Annotated in this window: 24 protein-coding genes; 12 read left to right on the top strand and 12 right to left on the bottom strand. The window is 63.4% G+C overall.

Annotated elements, in window-relative coordinates; all coding sequences use genetic code 11:
- Positions 1-138: 138 nt before the first annotated feature.
- The gene (locus HU766_RS00820; protein WP_033702578.1) at positions 139-465 is read left to right on the top strand and encodes a DUF1820 family protein; all 327 of its coding nucleotides are present in this window, start codon (positions 139-141) and stop codon (positions 463-465) included.
- Between the two features lie 6 nt (positions 466-471).
- Here HU766_RS00820 and HU766_RS00815 read toward each other — a convergent pair whose 3' ends face one another.
- From HU766_RS00815 to HU766_RS00800, 4 genes are all read right to left on the bottom strand, one after another.
- Positions 472-1,017, bottom strand: coding sequence for a tetratricopeptide repeat protein (locus HU766_RS00815; protein WP_033701700.1), 546 nt, complete (start codon positions 1,015-1,017; stop codon positions 472-474).
- Between the two features lie 177 nt (positions 1,018-1,194).
- Positions 1,195-2,478, bottom strand: coding sequence for a glutamate-1-semialdehyde 2,1-aminomutase (hemL, locus tag HU766_RS00810; protein WP_186652658.1), 1,284 nt, complete (start codon positions 2,476-2,478; stop codon positions 1,195-1,197).
- A 17-nt stretch (positions 2,479-2,495) separates the two neighbouring features.
- Positions 2,496-3,119, bottom strand: a complete 624-nt coding sequence (gene thiE, locus HU766_RS00805) for a thiamine phosphate synthase (RefSeq protein ID WP_186652656.1) — start codon at positions 3,117-3,119, stop codon at positions 2,496-2,498.
- A gap of 14 nt (positions 3,120-3,133) precedes the next feature.
- Entirely contained in the window at positions 3,134-3,931 is a 798-nt protein-coding gene (locus HU766_RS00800; protein ID WP_186652654.1) for a hydroxymethylpyrimidine/phosphomethylpyrimidine kinase, read from the bottom strand.
- A 265-nt stretch (positions 3,932-4,196) separates the two neighbouring features.
- Between HU766_RS00800 and HU766_RS00795 the strand changes: the two genes are divergently transcribed.
- Together HU766_RS00795 and HU766_RS00790 are read left to right on the top strand one after the other, a co-directional pair.
- On the top strand, positions 4,197-6,185 hold the full coding sequence (locus HU766_RS00795; RefSeq protein WP_033701696.1) for a hybrid sensor histidine kinase/response regulator: 1,989 nt from the start codon (positions 4,197-4,199) through the stop codon (positions 6,183-6,185).
- A 62-nt stretch (positions 6,186-6,247) separates the two neighbouring features.
- Complete coding sequence (locus HU766_RS00790; protein ID WP_186652957.1) at positions 6,248-6,355, top strand: DUF3077 domain-containing protein; 108 nt, start codon at positions 6,248-6,250, stop codon at positions 6,353-6,355.
- Positions 6,356-6,959: 604 nt separating this feature from the next.
- On the opposite strand, the gene HU766_RS26535 is transcribed toward HU766_RS00790, so the two are convergent.
- On the bottom strand, positions 6,960-7,682 hold the full coding sequence (locus HU766_RS26535; RefSeq protein WP_346656643.1) for a hypothetical protein: 723 nt from the start codon (positions 7,680-7,682) through the stop codon (positions 6,960-6,962).
- 60 nt (positions 7,683-7,742) lie between these two features.
- Entirely contained in the window at positions 7,743-8,177 is a 435-nt protein-coding gene (locus HU766_RS26530) for a PAAR domain-containing protein (protein WP_346656642.1), read from the bottom strand.
- 232 nt (positions 8,178-8,409) lie between these two features.
- Here HU766_RS26530 and HU766_RS00780 point away from each other — a divergent pair, with 232 nt between their 5' ends.
- The 3 genes from HU766_RS00780 to HU766_RS00770 all read left to right on the top strand — a co-directional run bounded on the left by HU766_RS00780 (position 8,410) and on the right by HU766_RS00770 (position 12,239).
- Positions 8,410-10,062: an acyl-CoA dehydrogenase family protein gene (locus tag HU766_RS00780; protein ID WP_186652652.1), complete on the top strand. Its 1,653-nt coding sequence runs from the start codon at positions 8,410-8,412 to the stop codon at positions 10,060-10,062.
- 71 nt (positions 10,063-10,133) lie between these two features.
- Positions 10,134-11,597 (top strand): AMP nucleosidase, encoded by a 1,464-nt coding sequence (gene amn, locus HU766_RS00775; RefSeq protein ID WP_033701693.1) that lies wholly within the window; start codon positions 10,134-10,136, stop codon positions 11,595-11,597.
- A gap of 6 nt (positions 11,598-11,603) precedes the next feature.
- On the top strand, positions 11,604-12,239 hold the full coding sequence (locus HU766_RS00770; protein WP_047582401.1) for a pseudouridine synthase: 636 nt from the start codon (positions 11,604-11,606) through the stop codon (positions 12,237-12,239).
- 54 nt (positions 12,240-12,293) lie between these two features.
- Here the strand turns inward: HU766_RS00770 and HU766_RS00765 are convergent, their stop codons facing one another.
- On the bottom strand, positions 12,294-12,497 hold the full coding sequence (locus HU766_RS00765; protein ID WP_033701689.1) for a DUF2788 domain-containing protein: 204 nt from the start codon (positions 12,495-12,497) through the stop codon (positions 12,294-12,296).
- Between the two features lie 53 nt (positions 12,498-12,550).
- Positions 12,551-13,027 (bottom strand): Lrp/AsnC family transcriptional regulator, encoded by a 477-nt coding sequence (locus tag HU766_RS00760; protein WP_003249795.1) that lies wholly within the window; start codon positions 13,025-13,027, stop codon positions 12,551-12,553.
- Positions 13,028-13,424: 397 nt separating this feature from the next.
- Here HU766_RS00760 and HU766_RS00755 point away from each other — a divergent pair, with 397 nt between their 5' ends.
- Positions 13,425-14,252: a DUF6515 family protein gene (locus HU766_RS00755; RefSeq protein WP_095063854.1), complete on the top strand. Its 828-nt coding sequence runs from the start codon at positions 13,425-13,427 to the stop codon at positions 14,250-14,252.
- A gap of 11 nt (positions 14,253-14,263) precedes the next feature.
- Here the strand turns inward: HU766_RS00755 and HU766_RS00750 are convergent, their stop codons facing one another.
- Positions 14,264-15,133, bottom strand: coding sequence for a cation diffusion facilitator family transporter (locus HU766_RS00750; protein ID WP_186652650.1), 870 nt, complete (start codon positions 15,131-15,133; stop codon positions 14,264-14,266).
- 25 nt (positions 15,134-15,158) lie between these two features.
- The gene (locus HU766_RS00745; RefSeq protein ID WP_186652648.1) at positions 15,159-15,578 is read right to left on the bottom strand and encodes a polyribonucleotide nucleotidyltransferase; all 420 of its coding nucleotides are present in this window, start codon (positions 15,576-15,578) and stop codon (positions 15,159-15,161) included.
- 117 nt (positions 15,579-15,695) lie between these two features.
- Here HU766_RS00745 and hrpB point away from each other — a divergent pair, with 117 nt between their 5' ends.
- The gene (gene hrpB / locus HU766_RS00740) at positions 15,696-18,221 is read left to right on the top strand and encodes an ATP-dependent helicase HrpB (protein ID WP_186652646.1); all 2,526 of its coding nucleotides are present in this window, start codon (positions 15,696-15,698) and stop codon (positions 18,219-18,221) included.
- Between the two features lie 6 nt (positions 18,222-18,227).
- Here hrpB and HU766_RS00735 read toward each other — a convergent pair whose 3' ends face one another.
- Together HU766_RS00735 and HU766_RS00730 are read right to left on the bottom strand one after the other, a co-directional pair.
- Entirely contained in the window at positions 18,228-18,812 is a 585-nt protein-coding gene (locus HU766_RS00735) for a hypothetical protein (protein ID WP_186652644.1), read from the bottom strand.
- Positions 18,813-18,919: 107 nt separating this feature from the next.
- Positions 18,920-19,576: a YciC family protein gene (locus HU766_RS00730; protein ID WP_047582415.1), complete on the bottom strand. Its 657-nt coding sequence runs from the start codon at positions 19,574-19,576 to the stop codon at positions 18,920-18,922.
- Between the two features lie 167 nt (positions 19,577-19,743).
- Between HU766_RS00730 and HU766_RS00725 the strand changes: the two genes are divergently transcribed.
- The 4 genes from HU766_RS00725 to HU766_RS00710 all read left to right on the top strand — a co-directional run bounded on the left by HU766_RS00725 (position 19,744) and on the right by HU766_RS00710 (position 23,567).
- A complete protein-coding gene (locus HU766_RS00725) occupies positions 19,744-20,505 on the top strand; it encodes a DUF2076 domain-containing protein (protein WP_186652642.1) in 762 nt (253 codons plus the stop codon).
- 57 nt (positions 20,506-20,562) lie between these two features.
- On the top strand, positions 20,563-21,057 hold the full coding sequence (locus HU766_RS00720; RefSeq protein WP_156311438.1) for an NYN domain-containing protein: 495 nt from the start codon (positions 20,563-20,565) through the stop codon (positions 21,055-21,057).
- A gap of 202 nt (positions 21,058-21,259) precedes the next feature.
- Complete coding sequence (yedA, locus tag HU766_RS00715; RefSeq protein WP_186652640.1) at positions 21,260-22,180, top strand: drug/metabolite exporter YedA; 921 nt, start codon at positions 21,260-21,262, stop codon at positions 22,178-22,180.
- 55 nt (positions 22,181-22,235) lie between these two features.
- Positions 22,236-23,567, top strand: a complete 1,332-nt coding sequence (locus HU766_RS00710; RefSeq protein ID WP_033701681.1) for a DEAD/DEAH box helicase — start codon at positions 22,236-22,238, stop codon at positions 23,565-23,567.
- Positions 23,568-23,591: the final 24 nt, after the last annotated feature.

The raw sequence follows: 23,591 nt of genomic DNA, 5'->3' as shown, positions 1-23,591 counted from the left end.
CCTTGAATGGCAGTGGCGAAAGCACTGAAACGATCAAGGGTCTTGCGGCCTGTGCCGGCCCATCGTGGGCTTGCCTGCGAAGCGGCCGGCACTGCTATGATGCGCGCCTTTTCTTACACATGGGTTATCCCGCCAAACATGAGCAAACGCGAACCCGCCATCTATAAAGTGATCTTCCTCAACCAGGGGCAGGTCTTCGAGATGTATGCCAAGCAGATCTTCCAGAGCGACCTGTGGGGCTTTCTGGAAATCGAAGAGTTCGTCTTCGGCGAGCGCACCCAGGTGGTGGTCGACCCCAGCGAGGAAAAACTCAAGAGCCAGTTCGAAGGTGTGATCCGCAGCTTTGTGCCGATGCATTCGATCGTGCGCATCGATGAGGTCGAGCGCCTGGGCACGGCGAAGATCAGCGAAGCCAAGGGCGGCGGCAACGTGATGCCGTTCCCCATGCCGATGCCGGAGAAGTAGGGCGGTTCAGGGCAGTGGCGAGAACGGCGTGCGGCCTTCGGCGTTCTGCAGTTCGAGCAGGTACTTGCGGAAGATCTGGCCGAGCACCTGGGTGGCATGCTCCAGTTCGTCGCGGGGCATCTGTTCGGTGACTTCGTCGGCCATATCCAGCGCATCCTCGGCACCGTTGACTGCCGCCATTTTCAGCAGAATGTAGGCCTGCACGTTGTTGGCCTTGACCCCTTCGCCCCGGTAGAACATGGCGCCAAGGCGATATTGCGCCTGGGCGTGGCCTTGCAGCGAGGCCTTCTGGAACCAGTTCAGCGCCTTGTTCAGGTCTTTTGGCGTCTGGGTGTAGTAGTACTCGCCCAGTTCGAACTGCGCCTGGGCATCCCCCGTCGTCGCCGTCTGCTCGCAAGCCTTTAGGGCATTGGCGAGGTCTTCTGGCTGAACATTCAGGGTGCAGCGGCCCGTCGCTGGAATCAGCAACGAGTTACCGCCCTCCGCCAGGGCCAGCAGGGGCTGAAGAAGCAACAGGCAGCCCAGGGTCAGGGCGCGGCCGGTGCGGTTCATGGGGATCGACTTACCTCTGCAAAGCTGCGGCCAATGTCTCTGGTGGCACATTATGGGATAAGCAACGCCAACCTTACAAAGTTTTACTCGAATTTCTGCATGGGTGGGGGAGTTGGCTGATTGTCTCGGGCTTTTTTGCGCCTGCACCCGCCGCCTGGTGGGTGCAGGCAATGCCACTTACTTGAGTTTCGCGAACGCTCGCTCAGCCGCATCCAGGGTGATCTGCAGCTCTTTGTCACCGTGGGCGATGGAGGTGAAGCCGGCCTCGAACGCACTCGGCGCCAGGTACACGCCACCTTCGAGCATCAGGTGGAAGAAGCGCTTGAAGCGGTCTGCATCGCTGGCCATCACGTCGTCGAAGGTGACGATGTCGTCGGCGCCACTGAAGTACAGGCCGAACATGGCACCCGCCTGCGTGGTGACGAACGGCACGCCAGCGGCATCGGCGCGTTGCTGCAGGCCGTCGAGCATGCGGCTGGTGAAGTCGGTCAGCTCGGCGTGGAACCCAGGGCGGCTGATCAGCTTCAGCGTGGTCAGGCCGGCGGCCATGGCCAGCGGGTTGCCCGACAGGGTGCCGGCCTGGTAGACCGGGCCGAGCGGGGCGATGCAGCCCATGATCTCGCGCTTGCCGCCGAAGCAGCCGACGGGCATGCCGCCGCCGACGATCTTGCCGAAGGTCGACAGGTCAGGGGTGATGCCATAGTGGCCTTGGGCGCCGCCCAGCGAGACGCGGAAGCCGGTCATCACCTCGTCGAAGATCAACACCACACCGTGCTTGTCGCACTGCTCACGCAGGCCTTCGAGGAAGCCTGGCGCGGGCGGTACGCAGTTCATGTTGCCGGCGACCGGCTCGACGATGATGCAGGCCACGCTCTGGCCGACGTCGGCCAGGGTCTTCTCGACCGCGGCAATGTCGTTGAACGGCAGGGTCAGGGTGTGTTTGGCGAAGTCCGCCGGTACGCCCGCCGAGCTTGGCACGCCTTGGGTCAGCAGGCCCGAGCCTGCCTTGACCAGCAGGCTGTCGGAGTGGCCGTGGTAGCAGCCTTCGAACTTGATGATGGCGTCGCGGCCGGTGTAGCCACGGGCCAGGCGGATGGCGCTCATGGTGGCTTCGGTGCCGGAGCTGACCATGCGCACCATCTCCATCGATGGCACGAGCGAGCAGACCAGGTCGGCCATCTCGGTCTCCATGGCCGTCGGTGCGCCATAGGACAGGCCGTGCTGCAGCTGGTTACGCACCGCGTCGAGTACTTCAGGGTGGCCGTGGCCGAGGATCATCGGGCCCCAGGAGCCGACGTAGTCGACGTAGCGCTTGTCATCTTCGTCAACGACATAAGCGCCTTCGGCATGCTTGAAGAACAGGGGCGTGCCGCCAACGCTCTTGAACGCGCGGACCGGCGAGTTGACGCCGCCCGGGATGTGCTTCTGGGCTTGGGCGAACAGGGATTCGGAACGGGACATGGGATCTTCTCTCGAAATCAGGAAGCGAACAGGGCATTGAAGGCACGGGCGCGGCGGGTGACTTCCGGCGCGCTATCGGTACCAAACAAGCCGTGGATCACTGCCAGCAGGTCGGCGCCATGGGCGACCAACGGGGCAGCGTTGTCGAGGGTGACGCCGCCGATCACGGCGATCGGCAGCTTGACCTGGGCGCGGGCCTGCTCCAGCAGGTCGAGGCTGGCGGCCGGCGCGCCCGGCTTGGTCACGGAGTTGAAAAACCGCCCGAAGGCCACGTAGCTGGCGCCTTCGCTGGCGGCCTGCCGGGCCAGGTCGAGCTGGGCGTGGCAGGTCGAGCCGATGATGGCGTTGCGACCGAGCAGGGCGCGGGCCGGGGTGAGTGGGCCGTCGGTCTGGCCCAGGTGTACACCCACGCCCAGGCGGGCGGCCAGTTCGGCATCATCGTTGATGATCAGTTGGGTATCGTAGCGCTCGCACAGGCGCATCAATGCTTCGGCTTCACGCAAGCGGCGGGCCGCATCGTCACTCTTGTCGCGGTACTGCAGCAGGCACACGCCGCCCTCCAGCGCCGCTTCGACATGAGACAGGAAACGGCCGGCGAGCAGCTGGCTGTCGGTGATTGCATACAGACCGCGTAGCTTCATCTGAAAGCCTCGTATCAGGAGCAGAAGTCCAGGGGCAGACGGCGTGGTACGAACTGGCCGCGGCCCAGTTGCTCGGCGTCACGCAGGGTCCGCCAGGTGTAGTCCAGGGCGCTGCGTACAGCGCTTTGCAGCTGTTCGCCGAGGGCCAGTCGGCCAGCCAGGGCACTGGCCAGGGTGCAGCCCGAGCCATGATAGCTGCCAGGCAGGCGCTGGCAGGTCCAGGTATGGGGCTGGCCGTCGCGGCTGTACAGGCGGTTGTGGATTTCGTCTTCGTCGCCGTGACCGCCGGTAATCAGCAGGTGTCTACAGAACGGCAACAGTTTCTCGGCACACTCGTCAGCCGTGCCTTCCGGCAGTTCGGCCAGAATGCGCGCTTCCGGCAGGTTGGGCGTGGCGATGGTCGCCAGCGGCAGCAGGCGCTCGCGCACGGCATAGCCGACCTCGTCCTTGCCCAGGCGGCCACCGCCGCCGGCACGCAGCACCGGGTCGCAGACCAACGGCAGGTGCGGGTGGGCAGCCAGCAGTTCGGCGACGGTGTCGACCATGTCGATCGAACCGAGCATGCCCAGCTTGACGGCGGCCACCGTGGAGTCGGCCAGCACGGCGTTGGCCTGGGCCAGCACCCACTCGCGGTCGAGTACGCGGAAGTCGGAAACGTTGACGGTATCCTGGACGGTCAGGGCGGTCACCGTAGGTGCGGCGTGACAGCCTTGGGCGATCAGGGCTTCGATATCTGCCTGCAAGCCGGCGCCGCCACTGGGGTCGTGGCCGGAGAGACAGAGGACAACGGGGCGGGAGCTGTAGGTATTCATGGGCGGCGAGCTTACCACCAAACCTATTTGTGGGGATCGTCCTACAAACGGGTTTTGTTGATCGAGTGGTCAGATTTATTTGTGTGAATCTTCTGAAAGTATTGATTTAGAGCTGTTTTATCGTGATTTCAGGTGGTCGATTGCCAGGTGGGAAAGCTATGCTAGAGTGCTCGGATAACTCGACAAACGGGTTCTGCCGGATTACGTCGTCTCAAACGGATGGGAGGCAACCGCGACGCGACCGGACAGGCCATGCTGGGGCTGTATGCGCTATTTGCTGATTGTGCTTCTGGGCTTGTTGCCTGTGCTGGCCGGGGCGGTCGAATTCGACGATGCCACCCGCCACCTTCCGTTGGGCCAGGCCATGCAGGTCTTCGAGGACCATGATGGCAGCGCCAGCATCGCCGAGGTCAGTGCGCCTGCGTTCGCCAAGCGGTTTCGCGCGCACCACGAGCCGGTGTTGAACGCCGGTTACTCCACATCGGTGTTCTGGCTGAAGATCGACTTGCACTACCTGGCATCGGCCACTGCCTCGCCCCGTGAATGGCTGCTGGAACTGGCCTACCCACCCCTGGACCACCTTGAGCTGTACCTGCCCGACAGTGCCGGCGCTTACCGCCTGGCCCAGCGCACGGGCGACGCCTTGCCCTACGCCAGCCGGCAGATCCGGCAGAACAACTACCTGTTCGAGTTGCCGCTGCGCCCTGGCCAGGCGCTTACCGTCTACCTGCGCCTGCACAGCCAGGGGTCGGTGCAGGCACCGCTGGCGTTATGGTCCGCCGAAGCCTATATGGAGGACCAGCCGACTCGCCTGTACGTGTTGGGCATGATCTACGGCGTGCTGCTGGTGATGCTGGTGTACAACCTGTTCATCTACCTCAGCGTGCGGGATGTCAGCTACCTCTATTACATCCTCTATATTGCGTCGTTCGGCCTTTACCAGGTTTCGGTGAACGGTGCGGGGGTCGCCTACTTCTGGCCGGACAGCCCCTGGTGGGCGAATGCTTCGACACCGCTGTTCATTGGCGCCGCCGGCTTGTTTGGCTGCCAGTTCGCGCGGCATTTTCTACAACTGGGCACGATCAGCCGAGGCTTCGACCGGTTGCTGCAACTGTTGATGCTCGGTGGCGCGGTGGTGATGGTGCTGGCCGTGAGCATGCCGTATGGCATCGCCCTGCGCATGGCCACGGTGCTGGCGCTGCTGTTTACGGTCAGCATCTTTACTGCCGGTGTGTATGCCTGGTCGCGCGGCTTGCGGGTGGCGCGCTGGTTCATCATCGCCTGGTCGGCGTTTTTGCTGGGCGGGCTGGTCAACACCTTGATGGTGCTGGGTTACCTGCCGAACCTGTTCATCACCATGTATGCCAGCCAGTTGGGTTCGGCCCTGGAAGTGGCACTGCTGTCGCTGGCGCTGGCCGACCGTATCAACAGCCTGCGCGAGCAGCAGGCGCAAACCTTGCGTGAAACCGGGCGAACGCTGGAGCAACTGAACCTTGAACTGGCCCGGAGCAACCGCATGAAGGACGAGTTCCTGGCCAGCGTGACCCATGAGCTGCGCACACCGATGAATGGTGTGATCGGTTCGCTGGAGCTGATGCACACGCTGCCGATGGACGCCGAGATGGCCCAGTACCATCGCACGGCGGCAGGTTCGGCGCAGGGCATGATGGACATGGTCGACGACATCCTCACCCTTTCCGAATTGCAAGGTGGTCGCCTGCGTGCGCAGCCTGCGCCGTTCAGTTTGCGCAACCTGCTGCAGGGCCTGCGTGCCGCGCATGCCGGCCAGGCGCTGGGCAAAGGGTTGTACCTGAGCCTGGACATCCCCGCCGAGCTGCCGGATGCGCTGTTGGGTGATGCGCAAAAACTCAGCCGCTGCCTGGGTTGCCTGCTCGACAACGGCCTGAAGTTCACCCATCAGGGCGGGGTCATGCTGCAAGTGCGCGGTCGACACCTGGGGCCGGACAACCTGGCGCTCACCTTCACGGTCAGCGACAGTGGTATCGGCTTTGATGATCTTGACCAGGCGGCCCTTTATCAGCGTTTTTATCAGCTCGATGGTTCCATGACCCGGCGTTATGGCGGGCTGGGGATTGGCTTGTCGATTTGCCGGCAGATGGGGGAGTTGTTGGGGGCGACGTTGTCGCATGACTCGACACGGGGGTTGGGGAGCCGGTTCGAGCTGACGATGAAAGTCGCGATATCGCAGGTGCAGTTGCCTGCGCACTCGCTGCAGACGCGTCGCTCGTTCTAGGTATATCGATAGCGGGGACGACGCGTTTGGGGCTGACAGTTCAGCGATCGGGGGACTTGTCGATGACCGGCTTGATGGATGGTGATCGGCAGATGCTCTGGGCTTCGCGCTACTTCACAGCCATGGCCAAGGCGTTGCTGGATGATGCCGAGTTGGGCTTGATGCGCTGATTTTTGTATCGGTTGTACCGCCCCTTGCGCGGGTGAACCCGCTCCCACAGGAGTTGTGCTTAGTCTGGAAGATGCGCGCTCCGTGTGGGTGTGGGTTTATCCGCAAAGTAGCTTTACGATCAGCTAATCTGGTGGGGATCGACCAGTAAGTAGCTTAGCTATATGGTCGGCGTCTTTGGGCACATGGGCTTGTGATTTGGTGTTGTGCTTTTTACGTTTGGTCTCTTATTTTATCAGCTTTATGAGGTAATATCCCGCTACCCAGGCAACGCCAAGGGTGTTTAATGAAGATGCAATGAGTATTTTTCTTCTCAAATGTCTGGGGAATTGTAAGTGGTCTTGCTCATCCAGTAGCCCTCTACGAATGCTTGAGGCGGGGGATCCAATGGCGCCAGCGATTACAGAAATAACTAGAATTCTGGAACCTATTTTTTTCTCTCCCCACATGCCGGTCGCAAATGGAAGGCACGCGCTCCGTTGGAGTGCTGAGGTCATTTCATTATACTGGCGAGAGCAAGCGATGTGAAGGTCAGATACAATCCCGATCAAGGCGAGGCAGATAGGAGTACCTAACAAAAAAAGCCTTAGTTTTACGTCAAGGTGATCAATCATCCCCAAAGACCTCGAAGACTAATTCGCCGAACTCCTCACCCGCTTCCATACCACCGATGCTGCCGGCCAAAGCGCCTCCACCCGTGATCACTATTCCGCATGCTACGGCGTAGGGTCCGAATCTCCAGCAAACCTTCGCAGAGATTCTGCCCGCAAATTTTCCTCCCAACCAGCCACCCGTTAAGCCACCGGAGAAATTACCTGCCTCAGTAACGCTGACTTTTTCACAGGCATTTGTATTGCCCTCTTTGCATGCCTCAGAAATTTTCAAAGCAGATCCGCCACCGCCAATAGCAATGCCAATATGTCCTCCGGCCTTTAAATATTTAGCCATCTTGGCAAGCTTGTCCAAATGTGTCGAGTAACCAGGTATGTGTGTCGGTCCTCCCGCTTTACTCCAGTGGTGCACCAAGCTTCTCGACGAGATCCCCAAGTCCCGGCGCAGACTTTCATAGTTTCCGAGATTGAGGCGTTTGTTCAGAACGGTGGCTTTTAAGTTCGTACTCAATTGCGTGAACAGCTTTTGACGCTCCGCAAAAAACTTAGGGTGCCTAAGATGCCCATGTTTGATGAATTGATTTTTATGCAGGTCTTCTATTTTTCGCAATATGTCGCTGAGCTCATCCAGCGACTTGCCAACCATCGCCTCGCTAACCCCCATCGCCAGGCTCACATCGCTGAGCAGCCCGGCAATTTCGGCCTGATGACGCATCATGAATTCGGCTTCCTCCGGCGTCAGCGTCTGCCAACGCTTCCCGTGCCTGTTTCGCCGCACTCATCGCATGCAGCTCTTCACGGTTGCAGACCGGGCGCCTCTGGCCGTCGCCAATGACAAGCGACTGCTTATCGGGTTACTCGTTGGGGGCTGGGGCTGTGCATCATGGACGGTCGTAGGTGCGGGCGCTCTGCGCGGGGCCGGCCCATTGTGTGCACGCGCAACCAGACGATTGCTGCCTAGAGGGCAGCCGCACTGGACCAGTGCGCCATCCACGGCGGTCGGTATCCCGTCCTGCTTCCATCGGCTTTCGCCTTCAACGATGGTCCCCTCGTTACCGCAGAGTGGGCAGGGTGTTGTTTTGTCGCCCACCAGCAGCCAGCCTCTCCCGTGTACACGCCCACGTGCCTGGCCGGCGATACAGAGGGCACCTGTGGTGGTCTGGTCACCGTCGAGCCCCTGGCCTTTGCCAAGGATATTGAGACGCTGGCTCATGGTTCGTTTCTTCCTGAAAGGGTGGAAGCCCGAACCTAGCACTCTGGAAACAGCCCTTTTCACTGGAAGAATGGTTTGGGAAACTTCTTACGCGAAATGCAGATTTGGATGTCGTCCAGTAATCACCGCCGTAGCCAATTGCCATCCCGATTAGTCATTTTTGTCACTTTGACTGACCCTTAGGGAGTGCTTCACTGGTCCTTTCAAGCATGCCCGGCTCCAGGAGCTCCCGATGAACCTGCACCAGTACGCTGAAACCCACGAAGTCACCAACCAGCCGCCGTCGCTTGATGGCGCCAACCTGTACCGCCTCGACCTGCCATTGCAGGAATGGTCGCGGCGCTTTGGCGCCGGCTGGGCCGAGTCGCGGGTCGATGCCTACGGTGCCTTGGCCGGCGGCCCGCTGATGCGCGCGGGCTTCCTGGCCAACGCGCACAAGCCGGAGTTCAGCAGCCACGACCGCTATGGCCATCGTATCGACCTGGTCGAGTTTCACCCGGCCTATCACGAACTGATGCGCACCGCGGTCGAACATGGCCTGCCATCATTGCCCTGGGCCGAGCCGCGCCCCGGTGCCCATGTGGCGCGGGCTTCGATGACCTACCTGCACACCCAGGCCGAAGCCGGTACCGGCTGCCCGCTGACGATGACGTTTGCCGCGGTGCCGGCGCTCAGGCTGCAGCCTGAGCTGGCCGAGTACTGGCTGCCCAAAGTCCTGGCGCGTGAATACGACCCGCGCAATGTCGGGGACCGGCACAAGGCGGGGGTCACCCTTGGCATGGCCATGACCGAGAAACAGGGCGGCACCGATGTGCGGGCCAACACCACGCGCGCTTATCCTGTGGGTGCGCCTGGGCCGGGCCAGGCCTATGAACTGGTCGGCCACAAGTGGTTTTGCTCGGCGCCCATGTGCGACGCCTTCCTGACCCTGGCCCAGACCGAAAAAGGCCTGAGTTGCTTCCTGTTGCCACGCCATCGCCCGGATGACAACCGCAACCAGTTCTATATCCAGCGGTTGAAAAACAAGCTGGGCAACAGCTCCAATGCCTCCAGCGAAGTGGAGTTTCGTGGCGCCCTGGCGTGGATGGTCGGCGAAGAAGGGCGCGGGGTACCGACCATCATCGAAATGGTCGCCATGACCCGTTTCGACTGCATGGTCGGCTCCAGTGCCTTGATGCGCCAGGCCTTGACCCAGGCGGCCCATCATTGCGCGTATCGCAAGGTCGGCGGCCGGGTGCTGAACGAGCAGCCGCTGATGCAGAACGTGCTAGCCGACCTGGCGCTGGAAAGCGAGGCGGCGCTGGCCCTGAGCCTGCGCATGGGGCAGGCGCTGGAACAGCTCGATGACCCGCAGCAGGCGCATTTTGCCCGGCTGGTCACGGCGGTGGGCAAGTACTGGATCTGCAAGCGTGCGCCGGCCATGATCAATGAAGCCGCCGAATGCCTGGGCGGCGCCGGGTATGTCGAAGACAGCATCCTGCCACGGTTGTACCGTGAGGCGCCGGTCAACTCGACCTGGGAAGGCTCGGGCAATGTGCAGTGCCTGGATGTGCTGCGGGCCTTGTCCAAGGAACCCGGGGTGCTCGATGCGCTGTTCGCAGAACTGGGGGACGGCCATGGCGACCCTCGGTTGGCCGCCCACATCGGCAACCTCAAGGGGGCGTTCGCCGACACCGCCGACATCCAGTATCGCGCCCGTCAGTTGACCGAGGACATTGCCCTGGCACTGCAGGCCAAACTGCTGCTGGAAGCGGGCAATGCGGTGGTCAGCGATGCCTTCATCGGTAGCCGCCTGGCCGGTGGCGGCCGGGCCTATGGGGCGTTGCCGCGGGGTGTGGATGTGCACGCGCTGGTGGCCAGGGCTACGCCAGCCTGGCAACACTGATCAATGGGGGTGTATTTACCCTCGAAGGCAGGCAAGATGGTCCACATGCATGTCCAGACAGGAAGCACAGTGTGAGCCACGCTTTTGTAGTCGTTGATACCCCAGAACAGGCCGTCGACCGTCTGGCGGCCCTGCATGCTCAGGCCACCGGTGCCCTCAGCCAGGCCCTCAAGCAATACCTCAAGGACCGAACCGAACCAGACGCCGAGGAACGCGGGCTGTTCCGTTACCCGGCGCTGCGCCTGACCTACTACAGCCAAGGTGAAGTCGCGGCCACCACGCGTGCTTACGCCAAGGTGCAGGTAGCCGGTACCTATAGCGTTACCGTCACCCAGCCGGCCGCCTTCCGCGGCTATTTGCTGGAGCAGTTGCGCCCCCTCATGCACGACTACACCGTGACGGTTGAAGTCGGCGTCAGCGAGCAGAACATCCCGTACCCCTACGTGGTCGACCAGGGCGACGAACTGGCCGGCAGCGGTATCACCGCGGCGCAGCTGGCGCGGGTGTTCCCCAGCACCGACCTGTCGGCAGCCACCGACAATATCGCCGATGGCCTGTACGACTGGGACAGCACCGAAACCCTGCCGTTGGCCTTGTTCGATGCCGCGCGCGTGGACTTCTCGCTGCGCCGGCTGGTGCATTACACCGGCAGCGACTGGCGCCACGTGCAGCCGTGGATCTTGCTGACCAACTACCACCGTTATGTCGACCAGTTCATCAGCCATGGCCTGGAGCAGTTGCGTGAAGACCCGCGCTTCGTGCGCATGGTGTTGCCGGGCAATGTGGTGATCGAAAAGGGCATGGACCATGGCGAGACCCAGGCCCTGGTGGCCAGCGTGGTCTGGCACCGTTACCAGATGCCGGCCTATCACCTGATTGCGGGCGACGGCGACGGGGTCACCCTGGTCAACATCGGCGTCGGCCCTTCCAATGCCAAGAACATCACCGACCACCTGGCCGTGCTGCGCCCGCACTGCTGGCTGATGATCGGCCACTGCGGCGGCCTGCGCCAGTCGCAGACCATCGGTGACTATGTGCTGGCGCACGCCTACATGCGGCGCGACGGTATCCTCGACCGCGTGGTGCCGCCGAACATTCCCATCCCGGCCTTGGCCGAGGTGCAACTGGCCTTGCAGGAAGCGGCTGCACAGGTGACCGGTGAGCGTGGCGAAGAGCTGAAGAAACGCCTGCGCACCGGCACCGTGCTGACCTACGACGACCGTAACTGGGAGCTGCGCTGGGCCCAGGAGCGGCCATTGATCAACCTGTCACGTGCGGTGGCCGTGGACATGGAGAGTGGCACCATTGCCGCCCAAGGCTACCGGCTGCGTGTGCCGTACGGCACCTTGCTGTGTGTGTCCGACAAACCTCTGCACAGTGAGATCAAGCTGCCGGGGTCGGCCAACGCGTTTTACAACCGCGCGGTCAGCCAGCACTTGAAGATCGGCATCGCCGCACTGGATCTGCTGCGTACCGAGCTCAATTCGCTGCACTCGCGTAAACTGCGTAGCTTCGATGAGCCGCCGTTCCGCTGAGGATCCATGCCCCTGCCACCCCGTTCCAAGCCGCGCCGCCCCCAGGCGCGGCCTGCTGACCAGCGTCGCCAGCCCAAGGCGCCGCCGGCCGAGCCACGCCTGATCCTGTTCAACAAGCCGTTCGACGTGCTGACCCAGTTCAGCGATGGCGAAGGGCGTGCGACCCTCAAGGACTTCATCGACATCCCCGGAGTGTACCCGGCCGGGCGGCTGGACCGTGACAGCGAAGGCTTGTTGCTGCTGACCAACGATGGTGGCCTGCAGGCGCGCATCGCCGACCCCAAGCACAAACTGGCCAAGACCTATTGGGTGCAGGTGGAAGGCGAGGCGAGCGACGAGCAACTGCAACGCCTGCGCGAAGGCGTGGCACTCAATGATGGGCCGACATTGCCGGCTGAAGCACGGCGCCTGGATGAGCCCGAGCTGTGGCCACGCAACCCGCCGGTGCGCTTTCGCAAGAGCGTGCCGACCAGTTGGCTGGAGCTGGTGATTCGCGAGGGGCGTAACCGCCAGGTGCGGCGGATGACGGCGGCGGTAGGGTTACCGACATTGCGCCTGGTGCGGGTGCGCATTGGTGACTGGGCGCTGGATGGGCTGGAGCAGGGGTGCTGGCGGGAAGTTGCAGCGAAGCTGTCGAGGTAGGTGCAGGGGGCCGCTTTGCGGCCCATTCGCTACGCAAGGTAAAGCGCCGCGCGCCTACACGCCTTCCAGGAATGCCACCACCACGCTCTTGATGATGAAGGCCAGCACCCCCAGCCCCAGCACGAAGAACAGGATCATCGTGCCAAACCGCCCGGCCTTGGACTTTTTCGCCAGGTCCCAGACGATGAAACCCATGAAACCGATCAGCACGGTGACCAGGATAATCATCATCCATTCTTCGAATACGGCGGGATCCATCTGTGTTCTCCAGGCAGTCTGAGCGCTCGATCATACGCCGGGCGCCCGGGTATTCAACGCAGGTGCGTCAAGGGCAGTTCGGTACTGGCCAGCACCTGGTTGAGCACGAAGCTCGAACGCACGCTGGTGACGCCTTCGATGCGGGTCAGGCTGCCTAGTAGCAATTTCTGGTAATGGTCCATGTCTGGCACCACCACTTTGAGCTGGTAGTCGGCGTCCATACCGGTGACCAGGCTGCATTCGAGCACCTGCGGCAAGTTGCGGATGGCGGCCTCGAAGGTTTCGAAGCGCTCCGGGGTGTGGCGGTCCATGCCGATCAGCACATAGGCGGTCAGGCTCAGGCCGAGCTTCTTGCGGTCGAGCAGGGCAACCTGACGCGAAATGTAGCCGTCGTCCTCCAGCTGCTTGACCCGACGCGAGCACGGCGAAGGTGACAAGCCGATGCGTTCGGCCAGCTCCTGGTTGGAAATGCGCGCATCGCGCTGCAATTCGGCAAGGATGCTCAGGTCGTAGCGGTCAAGTTTGCTCATGGAATATGCCTTTTCTGTTCCGATTGCGGTGAATTATCAATCCGCGATGAAAAATTGCGCAAGTGCTATTTATCTGAGCAATCTTCGCAATCCTCTGTCACCTCCGGTTCGGTATCTTTATCAACAGAATCACTGCCCGGACAACAGTCCACGGCGACGCGCCCTAGGCGGGCGGTCGCGGCCAGCCATCCAACAGGATCCGCCAGGCCCCCGGGCTACACACCGTCCAGAAGACGATGTGAGGTGAGCCGGCGCCACAAGTGCCGAGCACGGACGACAATTCCCAAAGGGAGGCCCCACGGCCTCCCTTTTTTCATGTCCGCGATTTTAACTTGCCGCTGTGGCCGGCGCGGTAGACTGGCAGCGGCTGCAGTCATTTTTTACCGAGAGGAACACCATGAAGTCGCGCATCTGGCAGTTGGCAGGTGTTGGTTTGGTTGCGTTGAGCATCAGTCTGGGCGCCTTGGCCCAAGGCCCGGATGAGGCGCACGGTGGGCATGGCGGCGACCCCAATGGCGCCCCTGCGGGCCGCTCCCCGCTCAACTCGCGCGACGAAGTGCGCCAGACGCAGCCGCCGCGCGAGGGCTATTACCAGGACATCCCTCGGCGCAATGGCGATAACCGTCACTGGCAGGCCGGTGGGCCTGGGCAGCGGCCGGGCGGTGACTGGCAGGGGCGCCCGGACGGGCATGGCAATGGCTGGGGGCCGGGGCCGCAGTATCGGCCAGGGCAAAGCATCGACCGCTTCCCTGACCGCTACTGGAAGGTGCCCTACCGCGGGCAGGACTACTTCTACTCGGGCGGCTACTGGTACCGGCCGCATGGCGGCAGTTACATCGTCGTGGCGCCGCCCTATGGGGTAAGGGTGGAATACTTGCCGTCGTATGCCCGCGAGGTATGGTTGGGCGGGGCGTTGTTCTTCCTGGTTGCCGATACCTATTACCAGTACCTGGCGGACAGCCGCGAGTACGTGGTGGTCAACCCGCCGGGGGTGGCGCCGGCGCCTGTGCCGGCTGGCAACGGTTACGACGTGGTGGCCTATCCGATGAATGGCCAGGGGCAGGAGCAGCAGGAGCAGGACCGCTACCAATGCCATCGTTGGGCGGTGAGCCAGTCTGGGTTTGATCCGGCCACGGCGGTTTATGCGCCACCGGGCAATGTCACAGACACCTACCGGCGTGCGCTGGGGGCCTGTTTCAGTGGGCGTGGTTACAGCATCAACTGAGGCTGACGCGCCTACACCGGGTCCGCGTGCACCATCACATCCGCCTGTGGATAACGCTGGCGGATCACCTTCGATGCCGCCACGCACAAGCCGTGCGCCTCATGCAGCGCCAGCTCCCCAGGCAACTCCAGGTGCAACTGCACGAACCACTGGTTGCCCGATACCCGCGTGCGCAGGTCATGCACCCCTTTCACCCCGGGGATGGCCAGCACCAGGGCGGCCATCTGCTCGCCAACCTCGCCGGGCAGCGCCTTGTCCATCAGGATGGCGGTGCTTTCCCGCGCGATCTGCAGGGCGCTCCAGAGAATGTAGAAAGCAATGGCCAGGCCGAACAGGGCGTCCAGTTGCGACCAGCCAAACTGCGTCAGCAACAGGGCAAGCAAGATGCTGCCATTGAGCAGCAGGTCGGAGCGGTAGTGCAGTGAGTCGGCGCGCACCGCCGTAGAGCCGGTCAGGCGAATGACCTTGTGCTGCAACGCCAGCAGGGCAATGGTCAGCACCAGCGAAAGCAGCATCACCGCGATGCCGACCGTGGTGTCGCCCAACGGTTGTGGCGTTTGCAGGCGTTCGACCGCCTGCACCCCGATCAACACCGCGCTGACCCCGATAAACAGCGCCTGCGCCATGCCGGCCAGGGCCTCGGCCTTGCCGTGGCCGAACCGGTGGTCGTCATCGGCTGGGCGCAAGGCGTAATGCACGGCGAGCAGGTTGAGAAACGAGGCCACGGCGTCCAGTGCCGAATCGGTCAGCCCGGCCAGCAAGCTGACCGAGCCGCTCAGCCACCAGGCCAGTGCCTTGCTCAGCACCAGGATGCTGGCCACCGCCAGTGAGGCGCGGGTGGCCAGGCGCAGCAGGCGCTGGTGTTCAGCCGGGGTGATCATGCTGTGGGCGATGTCCTTGTGTGGTTCAGGCAGCCGGTACCCGCTGGTAGGCCGCCAGTTGCTCGACGCTGCCACGCTGCTGGATCAGGCGCGGGTCGTTCAGCGGCAGGCGCTGGCCCAGCTCGCTTTCGAGGATGGCCTGCAGCTTGAGGTTGTCGACCTTGCCATCGGGGCTTACCGCATCGCGCAGTTTTTCCGGGGCGACCTGGGCGGTGCGGCCGCCGGGGTAGTAGATGGCGCCGGTGGCGAAGTCGATGCCGAAGGCGATCAGCCCGGGGATCACGTAGAACAGGATGCCGATGGCGTCCATGGCGGCGACCACGGGGTCGATCTTGCCGTCGATCTGCCCGCGACGGTCTGGGTAGAACAGCGTGCCGCAGGCCGTCAGCTGGGTCAGCAAGGTGACGATGAGGGCGCCGCCGATGACACGGGATGGGATACGCATGTAAATCTCCGAAAAGGTATTCAGCAGGGGCAAGCGAAGCGCCAGCACCTGAAGCTAAGACCATGATAGAGCAGGCTGGGTTCGCCGTTATACTCGCCCGACTGTTCGAGGACCACCATGATTTCATTACCGATCGATACCGTGTTGCCCGCCTTGCGCCAGGCATTGGAAAACCGCGACGAAGCCGTGCTCGAAGCGCCGCCCGGCGCCGGCAAGACCACCCGCGTGCCGCTGGCGTTGCTGGACGCGCCATGGCTGGCCGGGCAGACCATCGTGATGCTCGAACCGCGCCGCCTGGCGGCTCGCGCGGCCGCCGAAAGGCTGGCCAGCGAGCTGGGGGAAAAGGTCGGGGAAACCGTCGGCTACCGCATCCGTCTGGACAGCAAGGTCGGGCCCCAGACCCGTATCGAAGTGGTCACCGAGGGTATCCTCACCCGCCGGCTGCAGGCCGACCCAGGGCTGGAGGGCGTGGGGTTGCTGATTTTCGATGAGTTTCACGAACGCAGCCTGGACGCCGACCTGGCGCTGGCGCTGAGCCTCAATGGCCGCGAGTTGCTGCGTGACGAGCCGCTGAAGATCTTGCTGATGTCGGCGACCCTGGAAGGCGAGCGCCTGTCGCGGCTACTCGACGACGCGCCGGTGGTCAGCAGTGAAGGGCGCATGCACCCGGTGGATATCCGCTGGGGGCGGCCCTACCAGCCTGGTGAATTCGTCGAGCCACGGGTCGTCGAGTGTGTCCTGCAGGCCCTGGCGGAGCAGCCAGGCAGCGTACTGGTGTTTCTGCCTGGCCAGGCGGAGATTCGCCGGGTGCATCAGCACCTTCAGGAAGCATTGGCTGACCGCCCGGGTATCCTGCTGTGCCCGCTGCATGGCGAACTCGACCTGAACGCGCAGCGCGCGGCCATCGACCCCGCGCCCAGCGGTATGCGCAAGGTGGTGTTGGCCACCAACATCGCGGAAACCAGCCTGACCATCGACGGCGTGCGCGTGGTGGTGGACGCAGGCCTGGCGCGAGTGCCGCGCTTCGACCCCGGCAGCGGCATGACGCGGCTCGATACCCAGCGCATCTCCCGCGCCAGTGCCACCCAACGCGCCGGCCGTGCCGGGCGCCTGGAACCGGGGGTGTGCTTCCGGCTGTGGTCCGAGGCCCAGCATGACCAGCTGGCCGCCCATGGCAGCGCAGAAATACTCCAGGCCGACCTTGCGGGGCTGGCCTTGCAACTGGCCCGCTGGGGCGTCACCCCCGATCAGTTGCGCTGGCTGGACCAGCCGCCAGCGGCGGCGTTCTCCCAGGCCCAGGACCTGCTGGCACGGCTCAACGCGTTCAAGGCCGGCAGCCGCGACAACTTGAGCGAGCACGGCCAGGCGATGGCCGAATTGCCGGCCCATCCGCGCATCGCTCACTTGCTGCTGCGCGGCCAGGACCTGGGGCTGGCCACCATGGCCTGTGATGTTGCGGCCTTGCTGGGCGAGCGTGATATCCAGCGTGGCGGCGGCGCCGACCTGCACAGCCGGCTGGCGCTGGTCAGTGGTGAAAGCAAAGCATCCCGAGGCGGTCAGGGCGGTGTGCAGCGTGCGCGGCAGCTGGCCCGCCAGTACCGTGGGCTGCTGCGCGGCAAGGTGGGTGCGGGCGTCGCCGACCCCGACCATCCACGCTGGTTGGGCGCGTTGCTGGCGCTGGCCTACCCCGACCGGGTCGCCCAGCAGCGACGCGAAGGCGGCGCCGAGTACCGCCTGGCCAATGGCCGCGCGGCATTGTTCGCCGAGGTCGATGCCTTGATGAAGTGCCCGTGGCTGGTGATTGCCGACCTGGGCAGCCGTCAGGGCCAGCGTGAGGAACGCATCTACCTGGCCGCCGAGTTCGACCCGGCGCTGCTCGACGGTGTGCTGGCCGAGCAGGTCGAGCGTGTCGACCTGCTCGACTGGGACGAACGCGAACAGGTGCTGCGTGCCGAACGCCAGACCAAGGTCGGCGAGCTGGTGCTCAGCCGCGAACCGTTGCCTGGCCTGGACGATGAAGCCCGCGCCAAGGCGCTGCTCGGCCTGGTACGGCGCAAAGGCCTGAACCTGCTGACCTGGACGCCAGAGTTGCGCCAGTGGCAGGCGCGGGTGGCCTTGCTGCGCCAGCTGGACCTGGAGAAGAACGGGCAGAGCGAGTGGCCTGATCTGGGCGACGAAGCGCTGCTGGCCAGCCTGGAAGATTGGCTGCAACCCTACCTGGGCAAGGTCTCGCGCTTGAGCCATTTTGCCGCGCTGGACCTGTCGTCGATCCTGCGCAACCTGCTGCCATGGCCGTTGCCGCAGCGTCTGGATGAGTGGGCGCCGGCGCATCTGGCCGTGCCGTCTGGCTCGAACATCCGCCTGGACTACAGTGAATACCCGCCCATTCTCGCCGTGCGTTTGCAGGAGCTGTTCGGCCTGGCAGACACCCCACGCATTGCCCAGGGGCGTCAGCAGGTCAAGCTGCACCTGCTGTCACCGGCACGCCGGCCGGTGCAGGTGACCCAGGACCTGGCCAACTTCTGGCGCACGACCTATGCCGAGGTGAAGAAGGACCTCAAGGGCCGCTACCCCAAGCACTACTGGCCGGATGACCCACTGGTGGCCGAAGCCACGGCGCGGGCCAAGCCTCGGGGTACCTGATGGGTTTCAGGCGGAATTACTCGGTGCCTGCACAGGGCGTCCGTTGCAAACCCGCGTGAGGAGGAAGATGGTTTCTTTGCCCTCCAAGACTCGCAAGTAAGAAAAGAAAGGATCGGCCACGGTCTGGTCGTGGTCGAGCCGCACCGTATGCCCTTGATGATCACGCCAACGGCATATCAAGCTGTCGTCGCTCCAGTACAGGGGATCGAACTTGAAGGGGGCGGACACGCTGGCGTACTGGTATAGCCCAAGGTAGCCGTTGCGGCTGACCCCCATCTTCTTCTCGTGGTCCGCTCCGCTGCCGGTGATCATGAAATGCAGGCGATCGGGTTCTTTCGAGTGAGACAGAAAACGAAACACGCTGGCAGGCTTCTGATGGCCTGCAATCAGCCAATCACTTTGGCCGCTGATCACCTGCTGATCAGCGTCTTTGAACAGGCTGAGGTAGACGGATTTGGGCTTCTCGCGCGGAAGGCTTTCGAGAGTGGTTGCCGGATCGAGGGCCTGCAGAGTGCCGAGGAATATCTCGGCACTTTCTGCCCAATGGCTATCGCTTGCTGCCCAACGGCAATCGGCTGTGGAAGTGATCATGGCGGCTCCGTGTCTTAAGGTCGCGAGCCGCCACGTTCACTGATACGGGACCATGCTGGCAGCGTGCAGGTCTTCCACGGCGCACGCCTTGTGCAAGGTCACTGGCGTCAGGCGCCGCTATCCGCTTCCAGTAACGTGAACAGGCGGTACAGCACCACAGTACTGAACAGCTGCAAGAAGCCGCTCAGGCTGTCCATGGCCAGTTCCATGCCGGGGGCTGGCTCCGGGAAGGCCATCAGCAACAGCCCGTCGATCAGCCAGATCGGTGCCAGCACGCCCAGCACGCAGATCATGATGCGCATGAAGTGGCCGGTGGTCATCCGCGCGCTTTCGCGCATCGCCTGCACCACCGGCAGGCCACGCAGCACCAGCAGGTATTCGGCGAACACCAGGTTGATCATGATCCACACGCCCGGGAAGATGAACAGCGCCAGGCCCGCCATGATCAGCAGCGAGCTGATCAGAATCAGCAGGGCCAGTTGCGGCCACAGTTGCAGGGCGCGGGCGAACAGGTCGCGCTTGGCGATGTCCTGGCCGTTGCTGCGGGTGTCGAGGTAAAGGATCAGCGCCGCGCTGTACAACGGGTAGAACAGCAGGCTGACCAGCATGCCGTAAGCCGGCGACGCCTGGTCGCCCAGCTGCCGGTACAGCAGCTGGGTGAGCAAGGCTTCAAGCACCACCAGCGGCAGGCACAGCTGGAGAATGTTTGGCAGGTGGCGGCGGAAGAAGTACAGGGAGTCGCGCAGAACGCTCAGCGGATTCATCGGTCAACATCGCATGGCAGTAAAAGCAGGGGCCTAACTTTAGCCCAAAGCGGGCGCGCAGCTGTCACTTGCTGAAAAAAGTTTCACCGCCGTGGTGATTGAATCCCATGCCTGCACCCCCCATCTTTGACGCTGTCCGTTGTCCCGCTTCCCCACGAGGTTGCCTCATGAACACTGAAGAACAAACCCTGATCGATAGCCTGTTCGGCCGCATCAAGCAAGCTGAAGACCCAAGCCAGCCCCGCGATGCCCAGGCCCAGGCGTGCATCGAGGAACACCTGCGTCAGCAGCCGGCGGCGCCGTATTACATGGCCCAGGCGATCCTGGTTCAGGAAGCTGCGCTCAAGCGCCTGGACGAGCAGAACAAGCAACTGGAAGCGGAGCTCAAGCAGGCCCGCGCTCAAGCCGAAGCCAGCCGTGCGGGTAGCAACGCCCCGAGCAACAGCGGCGGTGGTTTCCTGTCGAGCATCTTTGGTTCGGGCGGGCGCAGTGCGCCACCGGCGGTGCAACCGCAGCGGCCTTCGGCGCCTGTTCCTGCCGGCGGTGGCTGGCGTGAACCGTCTGCGCCGGGCTTTAACCCGCAGCCTGCGCAGCAACAGCAGCAAGGCTTCGGCGCCGCCCCGGCGCGGGGTGGCGCCAGCAGCTTCCTGGGCGGCGCGATGCAGACTGCTGCCGGTGTGGCAGGCGGGGTGTTGCTGGCGCAAGGTATCAGCAGCCTGTTCAACCACAACTCGCAGCCTGAGGAAGTGGCCGAGGTGATCAAGGAAGAACCGACCCCTGCCAGCGACAGCGGTGGCTGGAATGACCAGGGCGGGCAGCAGCAAGTGGCCGACAACGGCGGCTGGAGCAATGACCAGGGCGGTTACGCCGATACCGATTATGGCAGTGATGATGGGGGCTTCTTCTCCGACGACGATTCCTACGTCTGACGGGTCTGGCATACTGCTGGCATTTTGGGGCTGCAGGGCAGCCCCGAATTCCATCAGATGAAGGGGTTCCAGGTGAAAAAGATCGCGTTGTTCGCCGACGTGCAGAACCTCTACTACACCGTGCGCCAGGCGCACGGTTGTCATTTCAACTACGCCGCGCTGTGGGCCGAGGTCAGCCGTGAAGGGCAGATCGTCGAGGCCGTGGCCTATGCCATCGACCGCGGTGACAGCAAGCAGCAGCAGTTTCAGCAAATTTTGCGCAACCTGGGTTTCGAGGTACGCCTGAAACCGTTCATCCAGCGCAGCGATGGCTCGGCCAAAGGTGACTGGGATGTGGGCATCACCCTGGATGTGATCGATGCGGCCAGCCGCGTGGACCAGGTGGTGCTGGCCTCGGGTGATGGTGACTTCGACCTGTTGCTGGAGCGGGTCATCCAGCGTCACGGTGCTGAAGCGGTGGTGTATGGCGTGCCCGGGCTTACTGCGATGTCACTGATCCGCGCTGCGAGCCGGTATGTGCCTATTGAGGGGCGGTTGTTGTTGCGTCATTGAGGGGGTCGCCATTACATCTTCAGCGCCCATAAGATCGAGCGCCGCGCGGGCGGCGCTCGACCTTATGGGCGCTGAAAACCTACCGTCAAACTCGCTCCCCCCACCAAGTGTGCCGCTCATTTATTCTGGTTTTGTAACTTATTATTGCTCGGTAGCCTTTCTAAACTAGGCCACCCGTAAACGGATTTTGAGTAACCTTGCCATGCCTGCCTCCCGTCGCTTCCCGCTGCTGCTTATCGGCGCCTTTATGGCCCTGTATCTGGTCTGGGGGTCCACCTATCTGTTCATCCGCATTGGCGTCGAGTCCTGGCCACCGATGCTCATGGCGGGGGTGCGCTTTCTGATCGCCGGGGGCTTGCTGTACGGCTTCCTGCGCTGGCGGGGTGTGCCGGCGCCGACCTGGCCGCAATGGCGGGCGGCGGGGGCAATCGGCTTTCTGCTGCTCAGCTGCGGCAATGGCGGTGTGACCGTGGCCGAGCACGCCGGTGTCGCCTCAGGCGTGGCGGCGCTGGCGGTGGCGACGGTGCCGCTGTTCACCCTGGTGTTCGGCTTGCTGTTCGGTCACCGTAATTCGCGGCTCGAGTGGGCGGGCATCGGCCTTGGGCTGGTCGGTATCGGCCTGCTCAACCTCGGTTCCAACTTGCAGGCAAGCCCGATTGGCGCGGCACTGATTCTGTTCGCGGCGGCGTCGTGGGCATTCGGTTCGGTGTGGAGCAAGAGCTTGCCGTTGCCCCAGGGGCCGATGGCCAGTGCTGCCGAAATGCTGGTGGGCGGGGCAGTGTTGCTGCTGGGCAGCGTGGTGTCGGGCGAGCGCATGACCCAGATGCCGACCGCCGCCGGTTGGGGCGCGCTGGCCTACCTGGTGTTCTTCGGCTCGATCCTCGCGTTCAGTGCCTACATGTACCTGCTCAAGCATGTACGCCCGGCAGCCGCGACCAGCTATGCCTACGTCAACCCGGCGGTGGCGGTGCTGTTGGGTATCGTCTTCGCCGGTGAGCAGATCGGCGCCGAGGAATGCGTGGCCATGGCAGTCATCATTGGCGCAGTGGTGCTGATTGGCCTGCCGCAGTGGCGCAAGGCACCACAACCTGCGCAACCGCTGAAGGGCGAAATCTGCAAGTAAGCGGGGGTGTTGCGGTAAACTTGCCGCCTTCGCTGAACCCCCTGACGGTATTGCCATGAATTTCGCCAAACTCGGCCTGATCGAACCCTTGCTGCGTACCCTGCAGCAGCTGGACTACACCACCCCGACCCCGGTCCAGGCCCAGGCCATCCCTGCCGTGCTGGCCGGCCGCGACCTGATGGCCGCAGCCCAGACTGGCACCGGCAAGACCGCAGGTTTCGCCCTGCCGGTGCTGCAGCGCCTGGCGCTGGAAGGTGAGAAGGTTGCCAGCAACTCGATCCGCGCGCTGGTGCTGGTACCCACCCGCGAGCTGGCCGAGCAGGTACACAACAACGTGCGCGAATATGCCGAGAACCTGCCGCTGAGCACCTATGCGGTGTATGGCGGCGTCAGTATCAACCCGCAGATGATGCGCCTGCGCCGTGGCGTCGACCTGCTGGTGGCAACCCCAGGTCGCTTGCTCGACCTGTTCCGCCAGAACGCCGTGAAGTTCAACCAGGTGCAAACCCTGGTGCTCGACGAAGCCGACCGCATGCTCGACCTGGGCTTTGCCGAAGAGCTGCAGTCGGTGTACGCCGCGCTGCCGCGCAAGCGCCAGACGTTGCTGTTTTCCGCGACCTTCTCGGACCAGATCCGGGTGCTCGCCGGCCTGGCCCTGAACGACCCGCTGAGCATCGAAGTCAGCCCGCGCAACGCCGCCGCCTCCACCGTCAAGCAGTGGCTGGTGCCTGTGGACAAGAAGCGCAAGGCCGACCTGTTCTGCCACTTGCTGCGCAAGCAGCGCTGGAGCCAGGTGCTGGTGTTCGCCAAGACCCGCAACGGTGTCGACCAGTTGGTGGAGCGCTTGCTCAGCGAAGGTATCAACGCCGATGGCATCCATGGCGACCGCCCGCAAGCGACGCGCCAGCGTGCCCTGGATACCTTCAAGGCGCGTGAGATCCAGGTATTGGTGGCAACCGATGTGGCCGCACGCGGGCTGGACATCGACGACCTGCCGCTGGTGGTCAACCTCGACCTGCCGATTGTCGCCGAGGATTACGTGCACCGTATCGGCCGCACGGGGCGTGCTGGCAACAAAGGTGAGGCCATTTCGCTGGTGTGTGCCGACGAAGTGCAGATGCTGGCGTCGATCGAAACGCTGATTCGCCAGACTTTGCCGCGGCACGAAGAGCCGGACTTCATCCCTGAACACCGGGTGCCGATGACCGATGCCAGTGGGCAGGTGATCAAGAAGCCGAAGAAGGCCAAGAAGCCGAAAGAGAACAGCGCCAAGCGTGGCCTGGGGCGCTGGATGGACAGTGCCGAGGCGGCTAGCCCGGCGCCAGCTGTTAAAGCGGTGCGTAAGGTGCCTAGCTTCAATGGCGGACCGCGTAAGCGTAAGCCTTGAGCTAGCGGCGGCTCTGTGGGCGCG

The sequence above is a fragment of the Pseudomonas sp. SWRI77 genome, from assembly GCF_014269105.1.
In the GTDB taxonomy this organism is placed as follows: domain Bacteria; phylum Pseudomonadota; class Gammaproteobacteria; order Pseudomonadales; family Pseudomonadaceae; genus Aquipseudomonas; species Aquipseudomonas capeferrum.
This window is presented reverse-complemented; position numbering and strand designations above follow the sequence as displayed.

Bases quoted from the DNA above. Each gene is read 5' to 3' on its own strand.
- HU766_RS00790 (WP_186652957.1), top strand. From the start codon at position 6,248: ATGACCGGCTTGATGGATGGTGATCGGCAGATGCTCTGGGCTTCGCGC.
- HU766_RS00730 (WP_047582415.1), bottom strand. From the start codon at position 19,576: ATGAATCCGCTGAGCGTTCTGCGCGACTCCCTGTACTTCTTCCGCCGC.
- HU766_RS00815 (WP_033701700.1), bottom strand. From the start codon at position 1,017: ATGAACCGCACCGGCCGCGCCCTGACCCTGGGCTGCCTGTTGCTTCTT.
- HU766_RS00800 (WP_186652654.1), bottom strand. From the start codon at position 3,931: ATGAATACCTACAGCTCCCGCCCCGTTGTCCTCTGTCTCTCCGGCCAC.
- HU766_RS00780 (WP_186652652.1), top strand. From the start codon at position 8,410: ATGAACCTGCACCAGTACGCTGAAACCCACGAAGTCACCAACCAGCCG.
- HU766_RS00735 (WP_186652644.1), bottom strand. From the start codon at position 18,812: ATGATCACTTCCACAGCCGATTGCCGTTGGGCAGCAAGCGATAGCCAT.
- HU766_RS26530 (WP_346656642.1), bottom strand. From the start codon at position 8,177: ATGAGCCAGCGTCTCAATATCCTTGGCAAAGGCCAGGGGCTCGACGGT.
- HU766_RS00765 (WP_033701689.1), bottom strand. From the start codon at position 12,497: ATGGATCCCGCCGTATTCGAAGAATGGATGATGATTATCCTGGTCACC.
- HU766_RS00795 (WP_033701696.1), top strand. From the start codon at position 4,197: ATGCGCTATTTGCTGATTGTGCTTCTGGGCTTGTTGCCTGTGCTGGCC.
- HU766_RS00725 (WP_186652642.1), top strand. From the start codon at position 19,744: ATGAACACTGAAGAACAAACCCTGATCGATAGCCTGTTCGGCCGCATC.
- HU766_RS26535 (WP_346656643.1), bottom strand. From the start codon at position 7,682: ATGATGCGTCATCAGGCCGAAATTGCCGGGCTGCTCAGCGATGTGAGC.
- HU766_RS00760 (WP_003249795.1), bottom strand. From the start codon at position 13,027: ATGAGCAAACTTGACCGCTACGACCTGAGCATCCTTGCCGAATTGCAG.
- HU766_RS00755 (WP_095063854.1), top strand. From the start codon at position 13,425: ATGAAGTCGCGCATCTGGCAGTTGGCAGGTGTTGGTTTGGTTGCGTTG.
- yedA (WP_186652640.1), top strand. From the start codon at position 21,260: ATGCCTGCCTCCCGTCGCTTCCCGCTGCTGCTTATCGGCGCCTTTATG.
- HU766_RS00720 (WP_156311438.1), top strand. From the start codon at position 20,563: ATGAAGGGGTTCCAGGTGAAAAAGATCGCGTTGTTCGCCGACGTGCAG.
- HU766_RS00820 (WP_033702578.1), top strand. From the start codon at position 139: ATGAGCAAACGCGAACCCGCCATCTATAAAGTGATCTTCCTCAACCAG.
- HU766_RS00750 (WP_186652650.1), bottom strand. From the start codon at position 15,133: ATGATCACCCCGGCTGAACACCAGCGCCTGCTGCGCCTGGCCACCCGC.
- hemL (WP_186652658.1), bottom strand. From the start codon at position 2,478: ATGTCCCGTTCCGAATCCCTGTTCGCCCAAGCCCAGAAGCACATCCCG.
- HU766_RS00745 (WP_186652648.1), bottom strand. From the start codon at position 15,578: ATGCGTATCCCATCCCGTGTCATCGGCGGCGCCCTCATCGTCACCTTG.
- HU766_RS00770 (WP_047582401.1), top strand. From the start codon at position 11,604: ATGCCCCTGCCACCCCGTTCCAAGCCGCGCCGCCCCCAGGCGCGGCCT.
- HU766_RS00710 (WP_033701681.1), top strand. From the start codon at position 22,236: ATGAATTTCGCCAAACTCGGCCTGATCGAACCCTTGCTGCGTACCCTG.
- thiE (WP_186652656.1), bottom strand. From the start codon at position 3,119: ATGAAGCTACGCGGTCTGTATGCAATCACCGACAGCCAGCTGCTCGCC.
- hrpB (WP_186652646.1), top strand. From the start codon at position 15,696: ATGATTTCATTACCGATCGATACCGTGTTGCCCGCCTTGCGCCAGGCA.